Below are 16,434 nucleotides of genomic sequence, written 5' to 3'. Positions count from 1 at the left end.
CGTGCACATCTGAGGTGGGTTCGACTCTGCGCGGACGCCCCGGGACCTCGCGGTCCCGGGGCGTCGTCGCGTCCGGGGCTGCCTGGCCGGCGCGCCGCGTGCGCTCGTCAGCCGCCCTGGTGCTGATGGCGGCCCTGGTCACCGGCTGCACGAGCATCTCGGCCGACGGCCCAGGCCTGGACGCGGATGACGCGCGCGCCTGCCGGGGACTCGTCGACGACCTCCCCCAGACGCTGGTGGACCAGGAGCGCCGCGACGTGGAGCAGGAGGAGCGGGGCGCAGCCTGGGGCGACCCGGCGATCGTCCTGGTCTGCGGCGTGGACACCCCGGACTCCTTCGACGAGTTCGCCAGCTGCGTGGAGACCGACGGGATCGGCTGGTTCATCCCCGACGACGAGGTTGACGACCAGTCCTCGGCGGTGACCATGACCACCGTCGGGCACCGACCCAGGGTCTCGGTGACGCTGCCGGCGACGTACCGGCCGGCCGGCCCTGCCGCCGCGATGGCCCAGCTCGCCACCGTGATCCGCGACCACACCGAAGAGGTCGACCCCTGCGCCTGATCCCTGCGGGACGTCCCTGCGCGTGAGGTCTGGCGCTGACCTGGCTGTCAGCGCAGGCCGGTACCGCGCTGCAGCGCCAGGGCGATCAGGCGGTCGACCAGCTCGGCGTAGCCCAGCCCGGTGGCGGCCCACATCTGCGGGTACATCGAGGTCGGGGTGAACCCCGGCATCGTGTTGAGCTCGTTGACCACGAGCGAGTGGTCGGGCATCACGAAGAAGTCCACGCGGGCCAGGCCCTCGGCGGAGACGGCCTCGAAGGCCTGGGCCGCCAGCTTCCGGAGCCGTGCGGTGACGTCGGCAGGCAGGTCCGCCGGTACGTCGACCTCGGTGTGCTGGCCGGGCAGGTACTTGGCGGCGAAGTCGTAGAACTCGTGCTCGCCGCCGACGTGGATCTCCGCCGGGACCGAGGTCTCCACGCTGCCGTCCAGGGACTCCAGGACACCGCACTCGACCTCGCGGGCACCGATGGCCGCCGACTCCACCAGCACCTTGGGGTCGTGCGCCTGGGCGGCGACGATGGCCGCGTCCAGGCCCGCCAGGTCGGAGACCTTGCTGATGCCGATGCTCGACCCGCCCCGGGCCGGCTTGCAGAACACCGGGAAGCCCAGCGCGGCAACCTCGTCGCGGCACGCCTGCGCGTCGTTCTCCCAGCGTCGGCGGGTGATCACCACCCCCGGCAGGACCGGCAGGCCCGCGGCCTGGAGCACGACCTTCATGTAGGCCTTGTCCATGCTGACCGCCGAGGCCAGCACCCCGGCCCCGACGTAGCGCACGCCGGCCATCTCGAACATCCCCTGGATGGTGCCGTCCTCGCCCCAGGGTCCGTGCAGCAGCGGGAAGACGACGTCGACCTCGCCCAGGCTGCGCGGTTGCGCCGGCGCCTCGGTGACCACCAGGTCGGCGTGCGCCTCCTCGCGCAGCAGCGCCAGCGCGGCCCGGTTGCCGTCCACGCTCGGCAGCTCACCGGCAGCCGTCAGCCGCAGCCGTGCGGTCTCGTCGGACTCCAGCACCCAGCGCCCGTCCCTGGCGATCCCGACCGGGACCACCTCGTACTTCTCCGGGTCGATGACGTCCATCACCGCGCCCGCGGTGATGCAGGAGATGGCGTGCTCGGAGGAGCGCCCGCCGAACACGACGGCGACTCGAGGCTTGCGTGACTGATCACGTGGCGGCTGGCTTGGCGTGGGCTCACTCATCGGGCCAGACCCTAGCGGCCTAGGCTCGTGGCATGTCATCCGACGTCCCTGCCGAGACCCCCGTCACGCCCCCCGTCCCCTCCACCCACCCGGCTGCGGCGCGAGGCTCCGCGCTCCGCCCCAGCACCCTCGCGGTGACCGTGGGCCGCCCCGCGCACGAGCCGGACGCGCCGCTCAACACCCCCATCACCATGGCCGCGACGTACGTCGCGGGCGGGGACGTGGAGTACGGGCGGTACGGCAACCCGACCTGGACCGCGCTGGAGGACGCCTTGGGCGCGCTCGAAGGCGGACGGTGCCTGACCTTCGCCTCGGGCCTGGCTGCGGTGGCCTGCGTGCTGGACCTGGTCGGCACCGGCGCCAAGGTGGTCGCACCCCGGCACGCCTACAACGGCACCGTGATGCAGCTGGCCGACCTCGAGGCCCGGGGACGACTGACCTGCGAGCTGGTCGACATCACCGACACCGCCGCGGTGGCGGCCGCCTGCGACGGGGCGGCCCTGGTGTGGCTGGAGTCGCCGACCAACCCGGCCCTGGAGATCGCCGACATCGCGACGATCACCCGAGCCGCCCACGAGGCCGGGGCGTACGTGGTCGTGGACAACACCTTCGCCACGCCCCTGCTGCAGACGCCGCTCGAGGACCAGGTCGACCTGGTGGTGCACTCGGCCACCAAGTACCTCGCGGGCCACAGCGACGTGCTGATGGGCGCCGTGGTGACACGCGATGACGAGCTGTACGCCGTGCTGAAGGGTCGCCGCGACCTCGTCGGTGCCGTGCCGGGCCCGTTCGAGGCCTGGCTGACGCTGCGCGGTCTCCGCACCCTGCACCTCCGGGTCGAGCGCGCGCAGGCCAACGCCCAGGAGCTGGTGTCCAGGCTGCGCGAGCACCCGGCGATCTCAGAGGTCCGCTACCCCGGCTTCGGCGGCATCGTCTCGGTGGTGCTCGCCCAGGGTCCCCTGGCCGCTGACCTGCTGACCCGCAAGACGAGCCTGTGGGTGCACGCCACGTCTCTGGGCGGGGTGGAGTCGAGCTTCGAGCGCCGTCGCCGGTGGAAGTCGGAGCCGGCGACGATCCCCGACGCCCTGGTGCGGATGTCGGTCGGCATCGAGGACGTCGAGGACCTGTGGGACGACCTGCGGGGGGCGCTGGACGACCTGGTCGTCTAGCTGGGTGGGTCCCATCTCGGCGAGGTCCTGCGACGACAGCCGACAGGGGCCGCGGGCTCGCGCTCAGGCGGGTGCCAGTGCCTGACCCTCGAGGCGGTGGAGGTCGGACAGCCGGCGACGCAGCACCATGTGCACGGTGACCAGCGCGGAGGTCAGCGCCGCGTAGACGCACCACAGCGACGCGAACGCCTCGACGTAGACGATGGCGACGACCGTGAGCCCGACGAGGTTGAGCAGCCCGAAGGCGACGATCGAGGGATAGCCCGACAGCACCGACGGGCCGATCACCGCCACGATGTAAAGCACGGCCCACATCGGCCCGTACGTCAGGTCGACGTCGTAGACAAGTGCGTGCGGCTTCTCCCTGACCACGAGCGGGCCGTCGAGCACCGCCCAGAGCAGGTACGCCGCGACCACCGCGCCGAGCACGACGAACGGCGCCACCCGCTGGCGCCTTCCGTGAGGCTCGAGCAGCAGCACGGCGAGCGGCACCAGTACTGGGAGGACCGGGAAGGCGAAGAGGACGTAGATCAGCGCGGCGGCGTGCTGGACACCGGCCGAGACGTAGTCGGACGCGCCGTGCCAGACGAGGGCCTCGGTCAGCTGGTGGAGGGCGAAGAGCAACGGCAGCGAGGCGAACGGCAGCTCCCGGGCCGTGCGCACCTCGCGCAGGCAGACCACAGCGACGGGCAGCAGGGCCACGCCGGCGGTCAGATCGGCGCTCATCGAGAAGCACATATTGGAAAGGTAGAGCCAACTAGCGGCCCGATGTCACGCCCGCAGGTGCCAGATGCGCCACTCAGCATTCCGTCGCCGGGCGATGACCACGGAAGACGGCTAGTCGGTCTCGGCCTTGGTGTCGCGCATGATGAAGGCGTTCATCATGTCCATGGCCGTGATCCGGCCGGCGACCACGTCCTCGACGTGTGAGGCGATCGGTGCGTCCACCCCGTGCTGCTGGGCCAGGGCACGCAGCGAGGAGCAGGACTTCGCGCCCTCGGCCACCTGACGGGTCGACGCCAGGATCTCCGCCACCGTCATGCCCTGCCCGAGCTTCTCACCGAAGGAGCGGTTGCGTGACAGGGGCGAGGAGCAGGTGGCGACCAGGTCACCCAGCCCCGCCAGGCCCATCAGGGTCAGCGGGTTGGCGCCCAGGGCGGAGGCCAGGCGCGCGGTCTCGGCCAGGCCGCGGGTGATCAGGGAGGCCGTGGTGTTGTCACCGAAGCCCAGTCCCACCGCCATGCCGACGACCAGGCCCACCACGTTCTTGTAGGCCCCTCCCAGCTCGCAGCCGAGCACGTCGACGGAGGTGTAGGGCCGGAACGCCGGGGAGTGGCACAGGTGCTGCAGACGCTTGGCGACCTCGGCGTCCGCGCACGCCACGACGGAGGCAGCGGGCTCGCGCATCGCGATCTCCTTGGCCAGGTTGGGGCCGCTGACCACGGCGATGCGCTCGGGGCCCGCGCCGGTGACCTCGGCGATGACCTCGCTCATCCTCTTCAGGGTCCCCAGCTCGACGCCTTTCATCAGGCTGACCATCACCGCGTCGGGCGGGATCAGCGGCGCCCAGCTGGTGAGGTTCTCCCGGAAGGTCTGCGACGGCGTGGCGAACACGACGACCTCGGCTCCCTCCAGTGCCTCGGCGGCGTCGCTGGTGGCCGTCACCGACTCCGGGAGCTCGATGCCGGGCAGGTAGTCGAGATTCTCGTGCTTGGTGCGGATCGCGGATGCCAGCTCCTCACGCCGCGCCCAGAGGACCACCTCGTTCCCGGCGTCGGCCAGCACGATGGAGAAGGCGGTGCCCCACGACCCGGCACTGAGGACTGCGACCTTGCTCATCAGTTGTTGTCCCTCTTCCTTCGACTGCGCTTCTGGTCTGGCTTCGCGTTGGGGTTTCCGACGGCCCTGACCCCGGCCTTCCGGGGGTCGAACCTCTCAGCGGGAGCCCGCTCGCCCCGCAACTCTTCCAGCAGCGCGACGATCGCGGCCATGATCCTGTCAGTCATCTCAGCGACCACGGCTGGGGTCGGCTCCTGGCCCACCAGGTCGGACAGGTCCACAGGCTCGCCCACGGACATGGTCACCCGCGTGCGGTGCCACAGGCGCAGCCGCTTCGAGTACTGCGGGAGCAGCTGCTGGGCCCCCCATTGGGCAGCGGGGACGACCGGGGCGCCGGTGGCCAGGGCGATACGGGCGGCACCGGACTTGCCACGCATGGGCCACAGGTCCGGGTCCCGGGTCAGCGTGCCCTCGGGATACACCACCAGGCACTCCCCCGCTTCCACCGCCTGCACCGCTGCGTCGTAGGCACCGACGGCGTCGGGCGTCAGCCGCTCGACGGGGATCTGCCCGGCAGAGTTGAGGACCCAGGACACGAACCGGTTGACCTGGAAGAGGTTGGACTTGGCCAGGTAGCGCGGCAGCCGACCGTGTGCCATCACGAACTCCGCGGTGACCACGGGGTCAGCATGGGAGACGTGGTTGACGGCGAGGACGCAGCCGCCGGTGCTGGGAATCCGCTCGCCACCGCGCCAGGTCTGCCTGGTGAGGAGGAGCAGTCCGGGGCGCAGGATCGCGTTGCCCACGAGGAAGCCCCATCCCCAGTTCCGCCGCGACGTACCACCACGCACGCTTCGCTCCACCTCCTACCCACGGTGCCGGAGGGCAGGCGACCAACGAGCCCGAGGATGGGACGAGGTTACTCGCTTCGGGCCCGGGGGCGATGGGAGGATCGACTCGATGTCTTCCTCTCGCTTCGTCGTCCTGGTGCCAGTGAAACCACCCCGGGTCGGCAAGTCCCGCCTCACGGGCCTTCCCGACGGGCTCCGGCGCGATCTCGCCGAAGCCTTCGCCCGGGACACGGTCGAGGCAGCCCTGGCTGCCCCGTCGGTCTCCGCTGTGCTGGTGGTCACCGACGACTCCGCGCTCGCGGCCAGCCTGGGCGCGAGTGGTTGCCACGTGATCCCGGACGGGGTCTCCGGCGACCTCAACGCCAGTCTCGTCCAGGCCGAGGCGGAGGCGGCTCGACGCTGGCCCGACCTGCGCCCCGCGGTGCTCTGCGCCGACCTGCCCGCGCTGGATCCGGAGAACCTCTCGGCTGTGCTGGGGTCGGCGCCGCCGGGCCCGGCCTTCGTGGCTGATCGCAGCGGCACCGGCACCACCCTCTACACCGCCCCGCACGAGGCGTTCACGCCGCACTTCGGTCCCGACTCACGTCGTCTGCACGTGGCAGCGGGCGCGATCGAGCTGGCCGGAGCAGGGCAGGGACTGCGCCAGGACGTCGACGAGACCGCGGACCTGGGCAGGGTGATGCTGCTGGGTGTGGGCGCCCACACCCGACGCGTGATGGGCCACGGGGCAGGCACAGACGCAGACAGACCCGCCCGGTGAACCGGGCGGGTCTGCTCTCGAGGCCGAGACTGCCGGGCTAGGCCTTCTTCGCGGCGGTCTTCTTGGCAGGCGCCTTCTTGGCCGGAGCCGTGGTCTTGCTGGTCGTCGACGTGCTGGCCGCCACCTTGGCGGGCGTGCTCGGGGTGGCGGTCTTCTTGGCGGCCGTGCTCTTGGTCGCCGTCTTCTTGGCGGCCGTGCTCTTGGTCGCCGTCTTCTTCGCGGCCGTGCTCTTGGTCGCCGTCTTCTTCGCGGGCGTGCTCTTGGTCGCCGTCTTCTTCGCGGGCGTGCTCTTGGTCGCCGTCTTCTTCGCGGCCGTGCCCTTGGCCGCCGTCTTCTTCGCGGCCGCGCTCTTGGTCGCCGTCTTCTTGGTAGGCGTGCTCGTGGCCGTGGCCGACTTCGACGCCGCCTTCTTGGCGGGGGCGGCCTTCTTGGCCGGTGCGGCCTGCTTGGCGGTGGCCTTGGCCGGGGCAGCCCTCTTGGCAGCGGATCCCGCGACCGAGGTCGCAGCGGCGGCAGCGGCCCGGGCGGGAGCCAGGGCCACGGCGGGAGCGAGCTTGGGCAGCTTCTTGGCGCCGGAGACGATGTTCTTCAGGTCCTGCCCCGGCTTGAAGGCAGGCACCGCCTTCTTCTTGGCCTTCATCCGTTCGCCCGTCTGGGGGTTGCGGACCCACCGGGCGTCTCGGATGCGCTTCTCAAAGGAACCGAACCCGGTGATCGCGACCTTCTCACCCTTGGCCACCTCCCGGGTGATCGTGTCCAGGACGGACTCGAGAGCGTGGGACGCGGCCTTGCGATTGCCCTCGTAGCGTGCGGCGAGGGCATCGATGAGCTGTGACTTGTTCACTAGCTTCCCTTCCAATGAACTGGCGGCCGAGCCCGTGCTCGACTATCTGCGGCTCACGCTAAGTAGTTGTGGCCCCTGCCACAATCACCGCGCCGTGTTGGGAGGAAGTTTTTCCTTACTGGGTTGCGGGTTTCCAGCTCGGCCGGCTCGACTCGAACGCGGTGATGGCGTCCTCGAAGCCCAACGTGATGCCGATGTCGTCGAGTCCCTCGAGCAACCGCCAGCGGGTGTAGTCGTCGATGTCGAAGGTCGCGACCACGGCCTCGTCCCCCTCGCCGGCACGCACCGTGCGGGACTCCAGGTCGACGGTGACCTCGGCTCCGGGAGTTGCCTCGAGGATCTGCCACAGCCGCTCCACGACAGGCTCGTCCACCTGGGCGGCCAGCAGTCCGGCCTTGCCCGAGTTGCCTCGGAAGATGTCGGCGAAGCGCGGCGAGATCACAGCCTTGAAGCCGTAGTTCTGCAGCGCCCACACGGCGTGCTCGCGCGAGGAGCCGGTCCCGAAGTCCGGTCCCGCCACCAGTACCGAGCCGGCGGCGTACGCCGGCTGGTTGAGGATGAAGTCGGGGTCGTTGCGCCAGGCCGCGAAGAGGCCGTCCTCGAACCCGTCGCGAGTGACCCGCTTGAGGTAGACGGCCGGGATGATCTGGTCGGTATCGACGTTGGTGCGCCGCAGCGGTACGCCGACGCCGGTGTGGGTGCTGAACTTCTCCACGTCAGTACTCCTTGCTCGAGGTCGACGGCTCCAGGTCGGCCGGCGAGGAGAGGGTGCCGCGCACGGCGGTGGCCGCCGCGACCGGGACCGAGACCAGGTGGGTGCGTCCCCCCTTGCCCTGCCGTCCCTCGAAGTTGCGGTTGGACGTCGAGGCGCTGCGCTCCTGCGGAGCCAGCTGGTCGGGGTTCATGCCCAGGCACATCGAGCACCCGGCGCCTCGCCACTCCGCGCCGGCGTCGAGGAAGATCTTGTCCAGCCCCTCCGCCTCGGCCTGCAGACGCACCCGCACCGAGCCGGGGACGACCAGCAGCCGGGTGTCGGGGTCCACCCGGTGGCCCTCGAGGATGGAGGCGGCGAGCCGCAGGTCCTCGATCCGTCCGTTGGTGCAGGAGCCGACGAAGACGGTGTCGACCTTGATCTCGCGCATCGGGGTGCCGGCCTCGAGACCCATGTACTCCAGGGCCCTGCGGGTGGTGAGCTGGTCGCCGGCGTCGGCGAAGTCCTCGGGCCGCGGCACCGTGGCACCCAGCGGCACGCCCTGGCCGGGGTTGGTCCCCCAGGTGACGAACGGGGTCATGGTCGAGGCGTCGAGCACGATCTCCTTGTCGAAGACCGCGTCGGTGTCGCTCACCAGCGTCCGCCAGTTCTCGACCGCGGCGTCCCAGTCGGCCCCCTTGGGCGCCTCGGGCTTGCCCTCGATGTAGTCGAAGGTGGTCTGGTCGGGAGCGATCAGGCCTGCCTTGGCGCCCCACTCGATCGACATGTTGCACACCGTCATGCGGCCCTCCATGGAGAGCTCCTCGATGGCGGTGCCGCGGTACTCGACGATGTAGCCCTGTCCGCCGCCGGTCCCGGTGTGGGCGATCAGCGTGAGCACCATGTCCTTGGCCGTGACGCCCTCGGGCAGGTGGCCGTTGATGGTGACGGCCATGTTCTTGGGCTTGGCCTGTGTCAACGTCTGGGTGGCCAGCACGTGCTCGACCTCGGAGGTGCCGATGCCGAAGGCGATCGAGCCGAAGGCTCCGTGGGTCGAGGTGTGGCTGTCGCCGCAGACGATGGTCATCCCGGGCTGGGTCAGGCCCAGCTGCGGTCCGACGACGTGGACGATGCCCTGCTCGATGTCGCCCAGCGGGTGCAGGCGAACGCCGAACTCGGCGGCGTTCTTGCGCAGGGTCTCGACCTGCGTGCGGCTCACCGGGTCGACGATCGGCTGGTCCCAGTTCAGGGTGGGGACGTTGTGGTCCTCGGTCGCCAAGGTGAGGTCCGGACGCCGGACCTGACGACCGGCGAGACGCAGCCCGTCGAAGGCCTGCGGGCTGGTCACCTCATGGATGAGGTGGAGATCGATGTAGAGAAGGTCGGGTTCACCCTCCGCGCTCCGGACGACGTGTGCGTCCCACACCTTCTCGGCCAGGGTTTTGCCCACGACCTGCTCCTCTCGGTTCTGGCGGCCCGGTCTGGACCATCGCGAACACTACCTCTTGCATCCCATCCAATGAGACGGCAGTATTGCCATATGGACAACTCTAGTGGAGTCGGCGTTCTCGACAAGGCCGCCCTGGTGCTCGCCGCCCTCGAGGCGGGCCCGGCCACCCTGGCGGGACTGGTCGCCGGCACAGGCCTGGCTCGACCCACCGCCCATCGGCTCGCCGTCGCGCTGGAGCACCACCGCCTGGTGGCCCGCGACATGCAGGGACGCTTCGTGCTGGGTCCCCGGCTCGCCGAGCTGTCGGCAGCGGCGGGCGAGGACCGGCTGCTGGCCGCCGCCGGGCCCGTGCTGGCCCGGCTGCGCGACATCACCGGCGAGTCCGCCCAGCTGTGGCGCCGCCAGGGCGAGCACCGGGTCTGCGTCGCGGCGGCGGAGCGTCCCAGCGGACTGCGCGACACCATCCCGGTCGGCTCCCAGCTGACCATGCGTGCCGGTTCCGCGGCCCAGGTGCTGCTCGCCTGGGAAGACCCCGAGCGCATGCACCGGGGCCTGCAGAACGCGGCGTACTCCGCCACCGCGCTGTCCGGCATCCGCCGACGGGGCTGGGCCCAGAGCGTCGGCGAGCGCGAGCAGGGAGTGGCCTCCGTATCGGCGCCCGTGCGCTCCCCTGGGGGCAAGATCATCGCCGCGGTCTCGGTCTCGGGCCCGCTGGAGCGACTCTCCCGGCAGCCGGGTCGCATGCATGCTCCCGCAGTGCTCGCCGCGGCCGAGCGGCTCTCGGAGTCGCTGCGCCGAGCGGCCGCGGAATGACCTGAGCCGTCGCCACGGTCGTGAGACTGCTGGCTGCCGGGTACGGCGTGGCGCTGCTGCGCCGCCGGTCCTCTGCCGCCCCCCAGGTCTGACCGGCGGCCCTCAGAAGAGCCCGTCGGTCTCCAGCCCGAGCAGCAGCTGCTTGCGCTCCAGGCCGCCCGCATAGCCGGTCAGGGTCCCGTTGGCACCGATCACCCGGTGGCACGGAATGACGATCGGAATCGGGTTGCGGCCGTTGGCCAGGCCCACGGCGCGGGAGGCGGCGTTGGTGTGTCCCAGCCGTACCGCGATCTGGCCGTAGGTGCAGGTCTCCCCGTAGCCGATCAGCTGCAGCTCCTTCCAGACGCGCTGCTGGAAGTCGCTGCCGCGCGGCGCCAGCGGCAGGTCGAAGGCGGTGAGGTCACGGGCGAAGTACGCCCGGAGCTGTCGTACCGTCTCGGCCAGCACCGGGTGGCCGTCGTCGCGCTCCCCCAGGGCGCGCTCCCCCAGGGCGCGCTCCCCCGGAGGCCGGAACGGCGAGAACTCGATGGCGACGATCGCGTCGTGCTGCTCGGCGATGCGCAGCTCTCCGGTTGGTGAGTCCATCAGGGTCCACATCTCAGGTCTCCTCGTGCGGTCGCGGTGCCGGGCTCAGGGAGTGCCACAGGTACATCTGCGCGTAGGAGCGCCACGGTCGCCAGCGCTCCGCGATCACCCGGGCCTGCCCGGGGTCCTGACCGAGGCGCCGCAGTGCGTCCCGGGTCCCGGTGTCGGTGGGCAGGAAGAGGTCGGGATGCCCCAGCGCCCTCATCCCCACGTAGTCGCTGGTCCACGGGCCGATGCCCGGTACCGCCAGCAGGGCGGCGCGCGCGGCGTCCCGGTCCACGCCACGCTCGAGCCGCAGGTCGCCGGCCTCCAGGGCGGCACCGAGCGCGGCCAGGGCCCGGCCGCGCGCCCGTGGCATCGGCAGCTGCGCCGGGTCCAGCCTCGACAATGCGGCAGGGTCAGGGAAGAGATGGGTCAGGCCCTCGACACCGGTTTCCACCTCCTGGCCGTACTCGCGCACCAGACGGGCGGTGGTCGTGCGCGCCCCGGCGACGCTGACCTGCTGCCCCAGCACGGCCCGGGCCGCCAGCTCGCTGCCGTCCACGTGGCCTGGAACCCTCAGCCCGAGCTGCTGTTCCACGAGCGGACCGAGCACCGGGTCGGGGGCGAAGGCCTCGGCTACGGCCGTCGGGTCGCAGTCCGCGTCGAGGATCCTGCGCGTCCGCTCGACCGCCGCAGTCGTGTCCCGCAGGTCGAGGAGCGCGAAGGTGGCGGGCACGAACGCGGTGCCCGAGGAGGTCTGGTCGGTCAGGACGAGGCTGACCACGCCATGGCCGTGCGGGAGCCGCAAGGTGCGTGAGTACGTCGTTCCGCAGACCATCTCGACCCCCGGCACGGCTCGTCTGGCGAGGAACTCCAGGAGTGCGCTGCCGGCGAACGGCGTCCGGACCGCCAGCCGCATGGTGATCCCCCCCGTGGCGTCGCGGCCCGTCCCGCGGCGACCCCGCAGCTCGCTCGGAGAGGCGGCGTACACCTCACGCACGGTCTCGTTGAACTGACGGACGCTGGCGAACCCGGCCGCGAAGGCGACGTCGGAGAAGCCCATCTGAGTGCTCTCGATGAGGATGCGGGCGGTCTGGGCCCGCCGAGCGCGGGCCAGGGCCAGCGGGCCGGCACCCAGCCGGTGCACGAGCAACCGGTTGAGCTGCCGAGAGCTGTAGCCCAGGAAGTCGGCCAGGCCTTCGACGCCGGTGCGATCCACCACGCCGTCGGCGATCAGGCGCATCGCCCGTCCGGCAACGTCGGCAGCGACGTCCCACTCCGGGCTACCGGGGGTGGCATCGGGGATACATCGCTTGCACGCGCGGTATCCCGCGGCCTGCGCAGACGCGGCAGTCGGGTGGAAGCTCACGTTCGCCGACGCTGGGGTGCGCGCAGGGCAGGAGGGGCGGCAATAGATCCCGGTGGTCGCCACGGCGGTGTAGAAGACCCCGTCGAAGCGGCGGTCCCGACTGCGCACGGCGCGGTAGCAGACTTCGTGGTCGAGCCCTTGCCCTGTCGGCGCGAGGTGCGTGGAGGTCGCCATGTCCCCATCCTGCCTCGGCAGAGGGTCCTGCACGAGCGGGATTCGGACATGCCAGTTGACGCCGGCAGAGTCAGAGCCGCAACTCGTAGAGCGCGTAGTCGCCGTCGTCGCCCGAGTGGCGGAACCCGGCAGCCTCGTAGAGCCGGCGGGCGGGATTGGAGGCGTGCACCCCGAGCGATGCCGTCCGGTGGCCGGCAGCCCCGGCATCCACCAGGTAGCGCTGCAGCAGCACGTTGCCGACGCCGCGGCGCCGGGCGTGGGCGAGCACCTGGATGGTGACCAGGAGCGCGGCGCCGTCGTGGGGCATCCACATGGCGAACCCGGCGGTCCCCTCAGCATCCTCCGCGACGATCGCACGGTCGAGGCAGCCGACCCAGAGCTCGAGGTTCTTGTCCAGGGCCCGCGTCCACCCGGCCTCCGCGGCAGGCTCGACGTCGCGGATGTAGTCCCGTTCGGCACGGAAGACCATGGGCAGGTCGGCGGCAAGACCGGGCCGGATGCTCACGCTGGCGCTCACGGCGTCGACGCTATCAACCTGGCTGGTTGCCTGGGCTCGCCCTCGGCCGTGCCTGCCTCGTGGGGGAATGCCGAAAGGGGCCCTGCCCAGCGTCTCCGCTGGCCAGAGCCCCTTCCGAATGCTGTACCCCCGACCGGATTCGAACCGGCGCTACCGCCGTGAGAGGGCGGCGTGCTAGGCCGCTACACAACGGGGGCTTGCACGTTTGTCACCAGCAATTTCTTGCCGGTGACAGTGAGAAACTTTAGTCGAACTGCTGGTTCTCACACAAATCCCGGTCAGACCGGGATTTCGCTGGGATACAAGGACTCGAACCTTGACTAACTGAACCAGAATCAGTCGTGCTGCCAATTACACCATATCCCATGGTTTAGGCGCCTTTCGGAACCGAGGCGAAACGATACACGCGGCCGGGCGGAGCCGCCAAAACGCCCCCCTCCACCGTGGTCCTCAGCCCCATCCGACGGGCCACCCACAGGGCCAGCGCGAGGTAGACCAGCGACTGGGTCAGGGTGCTCGGCAGGCTCCACCAGGACCCTCCGGTGGGGGTCAGCGCGGTGCCGATGTCGCTGAAGGCCAGCGCCAGCCCGAACGCCACGAAGTTGTTCAGCACGTGCATGGCGATCGCCGCCTCCAGCCCGCCCGTGGCGATCACCAGGATCCCGGCCACGACCCCGAAGGCGAACCTGTCGAAGAAGACCGGCGGGTCCTGGCCGCCGTGTGCCAGGGCGAACAGCAGGGCGGGCAGCAGCACCGCCAGCGCCCGGGAGGCGAACAGCCCGCCGAAGGCCTGGGTCAGGTAGCCCCGGAACAGGTACTCCTCGCCGGCGGCCTGCAACGGGGTGAGGAAGAGCACCACGAGCAGGAAGTCCCGCGTGGTGGTGGTGAAGTCGTTCACGGTCTCGCTGACCTCGCTCGAGGCGTCGGGCGTGGGCAGCGCCGCGGCGACGACCAGGGTGGCCACCAGGGCCAGGAACGCCAGGCCCAAGCAGGCGAGGAAGTACCGCATGCGCAGTCCCGGGCCGACCGAGGAGAGCCAGCGGGGACGGAGCCCGTGCAGCGTCCGGCTCACCAGCCACACCAGCGGGATGGCGCTGGCCAGCGTCAGGTTGAGGAACGCCAAGGTGGCCGGGGTGGCGTGATCGGTGTCGGTGAGGGCCTCCATCGACTCCGCCACCGGCTCACCGGCCAGCGCATAGCCCACCGCGAAGGCGATCGACCAGAACAGCGGTGCCAGCACGAAGGTGCCCAGGGCGACGACCAGGACCCCCAGGATCGGCCGCCACACCGCCCTGGGGCCGCCCCGGTGGAGCTGGTGGTACCCGAGCTCACCGGGCCCCTGTGGCGCCTGCGTGGACCCCGTTGCGCTCGTGGTGCTCATCAACGTCCGGCTCAGGCCAGGGCGTCGTTCAGCCGGGCCATGGAGCGGTCCCGGCCCAGCAGCTCCATCGACTCGAACAGCGGGGGCGAGATCTTGCGACCGGAGATCGCGATCCGCACCGGACCGAATGCCAGTCGTGGCTTGAGGCCTCGCTCCTCCACCAGCGCGGTGCGCAGCGCCTGCTCGATCTCCTCGGTCGACCAGGTGCCCACCTCGCCCAGCGCGGCGACGGCAGCCCGGACCACCTCGCGCCCCGCCTCGTCGATCACGTCCGTGCGGACCAGGTCGGCCTCGTCCACGAACAGGAACCCGAGCATGTCGACGGCCTCGGTCAGCTTGTTCATCCGCTCGGAGACCAGCGGCATCGCCAGCTCCAGCATCCGCGCGTCCAGGTCGGTGACCGGGTCGGAGACCACCCCGGCGGCCTTCAGGAACGGCAGCACCCGGTGGGTGAGGTCCTCGATGGTGAGCAGGCGCATGTGGGAGGCGTTGATGGCATCGGCCTTCTTCAGGTCGAAGCGGGCCGGGTTGGGGTTGACGTCGCCCAGCTCGAACTTCTCGACCATCTCCTCCAGGGTGAAGATGTCGCGGTCTGCCGCGATCGACCACCCGAGCAGGGCGAGGTAGTTGAGCAGGCCCTCGGGCAGGAACCCCTTGTCCCGGTAGGCCAGCAGGTCCGCCTCCGGGTCGCGCTTGGAGAGCTTCTTGTTGCCCTCCCCCATGACGTAGGGGAGGTGGCCGAAGGCCGGCGTCTGCTTGGCGACGCCGATCTCCTTCAACGCCTCGAACAGGGCGATCTGGCGGGGGGTGCTGGAGAGCAGGTCCTCGCCACGCAGCACGTGGGTGATCTCCATCAGCGCGTCGTCCACGGGGGCCACCAACGTGTACAGCGGGTCGCCGTTGGCACGCGCCAGCGCGTAGTCGGGGACGAACTCGGTCTGGAACGAGATGGTGCCGCGCACCAGGTCGTCGAAGGCGATCTCCCCGTCGGGCATCCGGAAGCGGACCACGCTGGGACGCCCGGCGAAGGCGGCGAGCTGCTCGGGGCTCAGGTCGCGGCAGAAGCCGTCGTACCCCATCACCTTGGAGCCGCTGGCCTTGCGGCGCGCCTCGACCTCGGAGTTCTCGCAGTAGCAGTCGTAGGTGTAGCCGGTCTCGGCCAGCCGGGCCAGGACGTCGCGGTAGATGTGGCCGCGCTCGCTCTGCAGGTAGGGGCCGTAGGGGCCGCCGACCTCGGGACCCTCGTCCCAGTCCAGCCCGAGCCAGCGCATCACCTCCAGCAGGGAGCGGTAGGACTCCTCGGTGTTCCGCTCCTTGTCGGTGTCCTCGATCCGGAACACGAAGGTGCCCCCGTGGTGCCGGGCGAAGGCCCAGTTGAACAGCGCGGTGCGCGCCAGCCCCACGTGCGGGGATCCGGTCGGGGAAGGGGCCATCCGGACCCGTACCCGCGAGCCCGTGCCGGTGCTGCCGTCGTCCGTCGTTCCTGCCGAGACCGTCATCGCTGAGCCACCTTGTTCGTGAGAGTGCCGATGCCGGCGACCGAGACCTCGACCTCGTCACCGACCTGCATGGGACCGACCCCGGCCGGGGTGCCGGTGAGGATGACGTCCCCGGGGAGGAGCGTCATGACGCTGGACACGTAGGCGACCAGCGTCGGGATGTCGAAGACCAGGTCGGCGGTCGTGCCGTCCTGGACGAGGTCGCCGTTGAGGTAGGTCTGGATCTTGACCCCGTCGGCGAAGGTCGCAGGGTCCAGGTCGGTCTCGATCCAGGGACCCAGCGGGCAGAAGGAGTCGAAGCTCTTGGCCCGGGTGAACTGCACGTCGGACTTCTGCAGGTCGCGGGCCGTGACGTCGTTGCCGATGGTGTAGCCGTGGATCACGTCCGTGGCCTTCTCCACCGGGACGTCGCGGCAGATGCGGCCGATGACCACCGCCAGCTCGCCCTCGTAGTCCACGCGCTGCGACTGCGCGGGATAGAAGATCGGGTCACCGGGACCGACGACCGTGGTGTTGGGCTTGAGGAACAGCAGCGGCTCGCTGGGCAGCTCGTTGCCCATCTCGGCCGCGTGGTCGGCGTAGTTGCGACCGATCCCCACCACCTTGCTGCGCGGCAGCACCGGCGCGAGCAGCCGCACGTCGGAGAGCTTGTGCTCCTCCGCGAGCAGCTTGATCCCGACGTAGAGCGGATCTCCCGCCAACGCCACGATCGTGGTGTCCTCAGCGGGCTGGCCGAACTCGTCGACCTCCCCGGTCACGATGCCGTACTGCGGCTCTTCCCCGGTGGTGAATCTGGCGATACGCACCACCC

The 16,434-nt window shown here is 70.7% G+C and carries 17 protein-coding genes and 2 tRNA genes; 4 read left to right on the top strand and 15 right to left on the bottom strand.

All coding sequences use genetic code 11. The features are described from left to right. Nucleotides 1–98: 98 nt before the first annotated feature. Complete coding sequence (locus C5H89_RS11770) at nucleotides 99–563, top strand: DUF3515 domain-containing protein (RefSeq protein ID WP_104107214.1); 465 nt, start codon at nucleotides 99–101, stop codon at nucleotides 561–563. Nucleotides 564–610: 47 nt separating this feature from the next. On the opposite strand, the gene C5H89_RS11765 is transcribed toward C5H89_RS11770, so the two are convergent. Continuing rightward, on the bottom strand, nucleotides 611–1,759 hold the full coding sequence (locus tag C5H89_RS11765) for a D-alanine--D-alanine ligase family protein (RefSeq protein ID WP_104107213.1): 1,149 nt from the start codon (nucleotides 1,757–1,759) through the stop codon (nucleotides 611–613). Between the two features lie 32 nt (nucleotides 1,760–1,791). Here C5H89_RS11765 and C5H89_RS11760 point away from each other — a divergent pair, with 32 nt between their 5' ends. After that, nucleotides 1,792–2,928, top strand: coding sequence for a PLP-dependent transferase (locus C5H89_RS11760; protein ID WP_104107212.1), 1,137 nt, complete (start codon nucleotides 1,792–1,794; stop codon nucleotides 2,926–2,928). Nucleotides 2,929–2,991: 63 nt separating this feature from the next. Here the strand turns inward: C5H89_RS11760 and C5H89_RS11755 are convergent, their stop codons facing one another. The 3 genes from C5H89_RS11755 to C5H89_RS11745 all read right to left on the bottom strand — a co-directional run bounded on the left by C5H89_RS11755 (nucleotide 2,992) and on the right by C5H89_RS11745 (nucleotide 5,513). Continuing rightward, a complete protein-coding gene (locus C5H89_RS11755) occupies nucleotides 2,992–3,654 on the bottom strand; it encodes a DUF6629 family protein (RefSeq protein ID WP_205304997.1) in 663 nt (220 codons plus the stop codon). A gap of 111 nt (nucleotides 3,655–3,765) precedes the next feature. Then, nucleotides 3,766–4,767 carry an NAD(P)H-dependent glycerol-3-phosphate dehydrogenase gene (locus tag C5H89_RS11750; protein WP_104107210.1) on the bottom strand — a complete coding sequence of 334 codons (1,002 nt, stop codon included), beginning with the start codon at nucleotides 4,765–4,767 and terminating at the stop codon, nucleotides 3,766–3,768. Further along, nucleotides 4,767–5,513: a lysophospholipid acyltransferase family protein gene (locus tag C5H89_RS11745; protein ID WP_240181822.1), complete on the bottom strand. Its 747-nt coding sequence runs from the start codon at nucleotides 5,511–5,513 to the stop codon at nucleotides 4,767–4,769. Before C5H89_RS11745 ends, C5H89_RS11750 begins: the two co-directional genes overlap by 1 nt. Before the next feature lie 154 nt (nucleotides 5,514–5,667). Between C5H89_RS11745 and cofC the strand changes: the two genes are divergently transcribed. After that, nucleotides 5,668–6,318, top strand: a complete 651-nt coding sequence (gene cofC / locus C5H89_RS11740; RefSeq protein WP_104107208.1) for a 2-phospho-L-lactate guanylyltransferase — start codon at nucleotides 5,668–5,670, stop codon at nucleotides 6,316–6,318. A gap of 37 nt (nucleotides 6,319–6,355) precedes the next feature. Here cofC and C5H89_RS11735 read toward each other — a convergent pair whose 3' ends face one another. From C5H89_RS11735 to leuC, 3 genes are all read right to left on the bottom strand, one after another. Continuing rightward, nucleotides 6,356–7,162 carry an HU family DNA-binding protein gene (locus C5H89_RS11735; protein WP_104107207.1) on the bottom strand — a complete coding sequence of 269 codons (807 nt, stop codon included), beginning with the start codon at nucleotides 7,160–7,162 and terminating at the stop codon, nucleotides 6,356–6,358. 115 nt (nucleotides 7,163–7,277) lie between these two features. Then, nucleotides 7,278–7,877: a 3-isopropylmalate dehydratase small subunit gene (leuD, locus tag C5H89_RS11730; protein WP_104107206.1), complete on the bottom strand. Its 600-nt coding sequence runs from the start codon at nucleotides 7,875–7,877 to the stop codon at nucleotides 7,278–7,280. Between the two features lies 1 nt (nucleotide 7,878). Next, nucleotides 7,879–9,303, bottom strand: coding sequence for a 3-isopropylmalate dehydratase large subunit (gene leuC / locus C5H89_RS11725; RefSeq protein ID WP_104107205.1), 1,425 nt, complete (start codon nucleotides 9,301–9,303; stop codon nucleotides 7,879–7,881). 90 nt (nucleotides 9,304–9,393) lie between these two features. On the opposite strand from leuC, the gene C5H89_RS11720 reads away from it, so the two are divergent. After that, the gene (locus tag C5H89_RS11720) at nucleotides 9,394–10,116 is read left to right on the top strand and encodes an IclR family transcriptional regulator (protein ID WP_101524018.1); all 723 of its coding nucleotides are present in this window, start codon (nucleotides 9,394–9,396) and stop codon (nucleotides 10,114–10,116) included. A 102-nt stretch (nucleotides 10,117–10,218) separates the two neighbouring features. Here C5H89_RS11720 and C5H89_RS11715 read toward each other — a convergent pair whose 3' ends face one another. The 8 genes from C5H89_RS11715 to C5H89_RS11680 all read right to left on the bottom strand — a co-directional run bounded on the left by C5H89_RS11715 (nucleotide 10,219) and on the right by C5H89_RS11680 (nucleotide 16,429). Next, nucleotides 10,219–10,713, bottom strand: coding sequence for a methylated-DNA--[protein]-cysteine S-methyltransferase (locus tag C5H89_RS11715; protein WP_104107204.1), 495 nt, complete (start codon nucleotides 10,711–10,713; stop codon nucleotides 10,219–10,221). Nucleotide 10,714: 1 nt separating this feature from the next. Further along, a complete protein-coding gene (locus C5H89_RS11710) occupies nucleotides 10,715–12,226 on the bottom strand; it encodes an AlkA N-terminal domain-containing protein (protein WP_104107203.1) in 1,512 nt (503 codons plus the stop codon). Between the two features lie 70 nt (nucleotides 12,227–12,296). After that, entirely contained in the window at nucleotides 12,297–12,743 is a 447-nt protein-coding gene (locus C5H89_RS11705) for a GNAT family N-acetyltransferase (RefSeq protein ID WP_104107202.1), read from the bottom strand. A 124-nt stretch (nucleotides 12,744–12,867) separates the two neighbouring features. After that, a tRNA-Glu gene (locus C5H89_RS11700) sits at nucleotides 12,868–12,940 on the bottom strand. A gap of 97 nt (nucleotides 12,941–13,037) precedes the next feature. Beyond that, nucleotides 13,038–13,109, bottom strand: a tRNA-Gln gene (locus C5H89_RS11695). A gap of 4 nt (nucleotides 13,110–13,113) precedes the next feature. Next, the gene (locus tag C5H89_RS11690; protein ID WP_104107201.1) at nucleotides 13,114–14,124 is read right to left on the bottom strand and encodes a CPBP family intramembrane glutamic endopeptidase; all 1,011 of its coding nucleotides are present in this window, start codon (nucleotides 14,122–14,124) and stop codon (nucleotides 13,114–13,116) included. Nucleotides 14,125–14,135: 11 nt separating this feature from the next. After that, nucleotides 14,136–15,623, bottom strand: coding sequence for a glutamate--tRNA ligase (gene gltX, locus C5H89_RS11685; RefSeq protein ID WP_104107200.1), 1,488 nt, complete (start codon nucleotides 15,621–15,623; stop codon nucleotides 14,136–14,138). Further along, the gene (locus C5H89_RS11680) at nucleotides 15,620–16,429 is read right to left on the bottom strand and encodes a fumarylacetoacetate hydrolase family protein (protein WP_104107510.1); all 810 of its coding nucleotides are present in this window, start codon (nucleotides 16,427–16,429) and stop codon (nucleotides 15,620–15,622) included. The genes gltX and C5H89_RS11680 overlap by 4 nt, the downstream gene beginning before the upstream one ends. Between the last annotated feature and the right edge of the window lie 5 nt (nucleotides 16,430–16,434).

Source organism: Nocardioides sp. 616 (assembly GCF_002930065.1).
Classification (GTDB): Bacteria; Actinomycetota; Actinomycetes; order Propionibacteriales; family Nocardioidaceae; genus Nocardioides; species Nocardioides houyundeii.
Note: the sequence above shows the minus strand (reverse complement) of the source record. Positions and strands in the feature narration are given on the sequence as shown.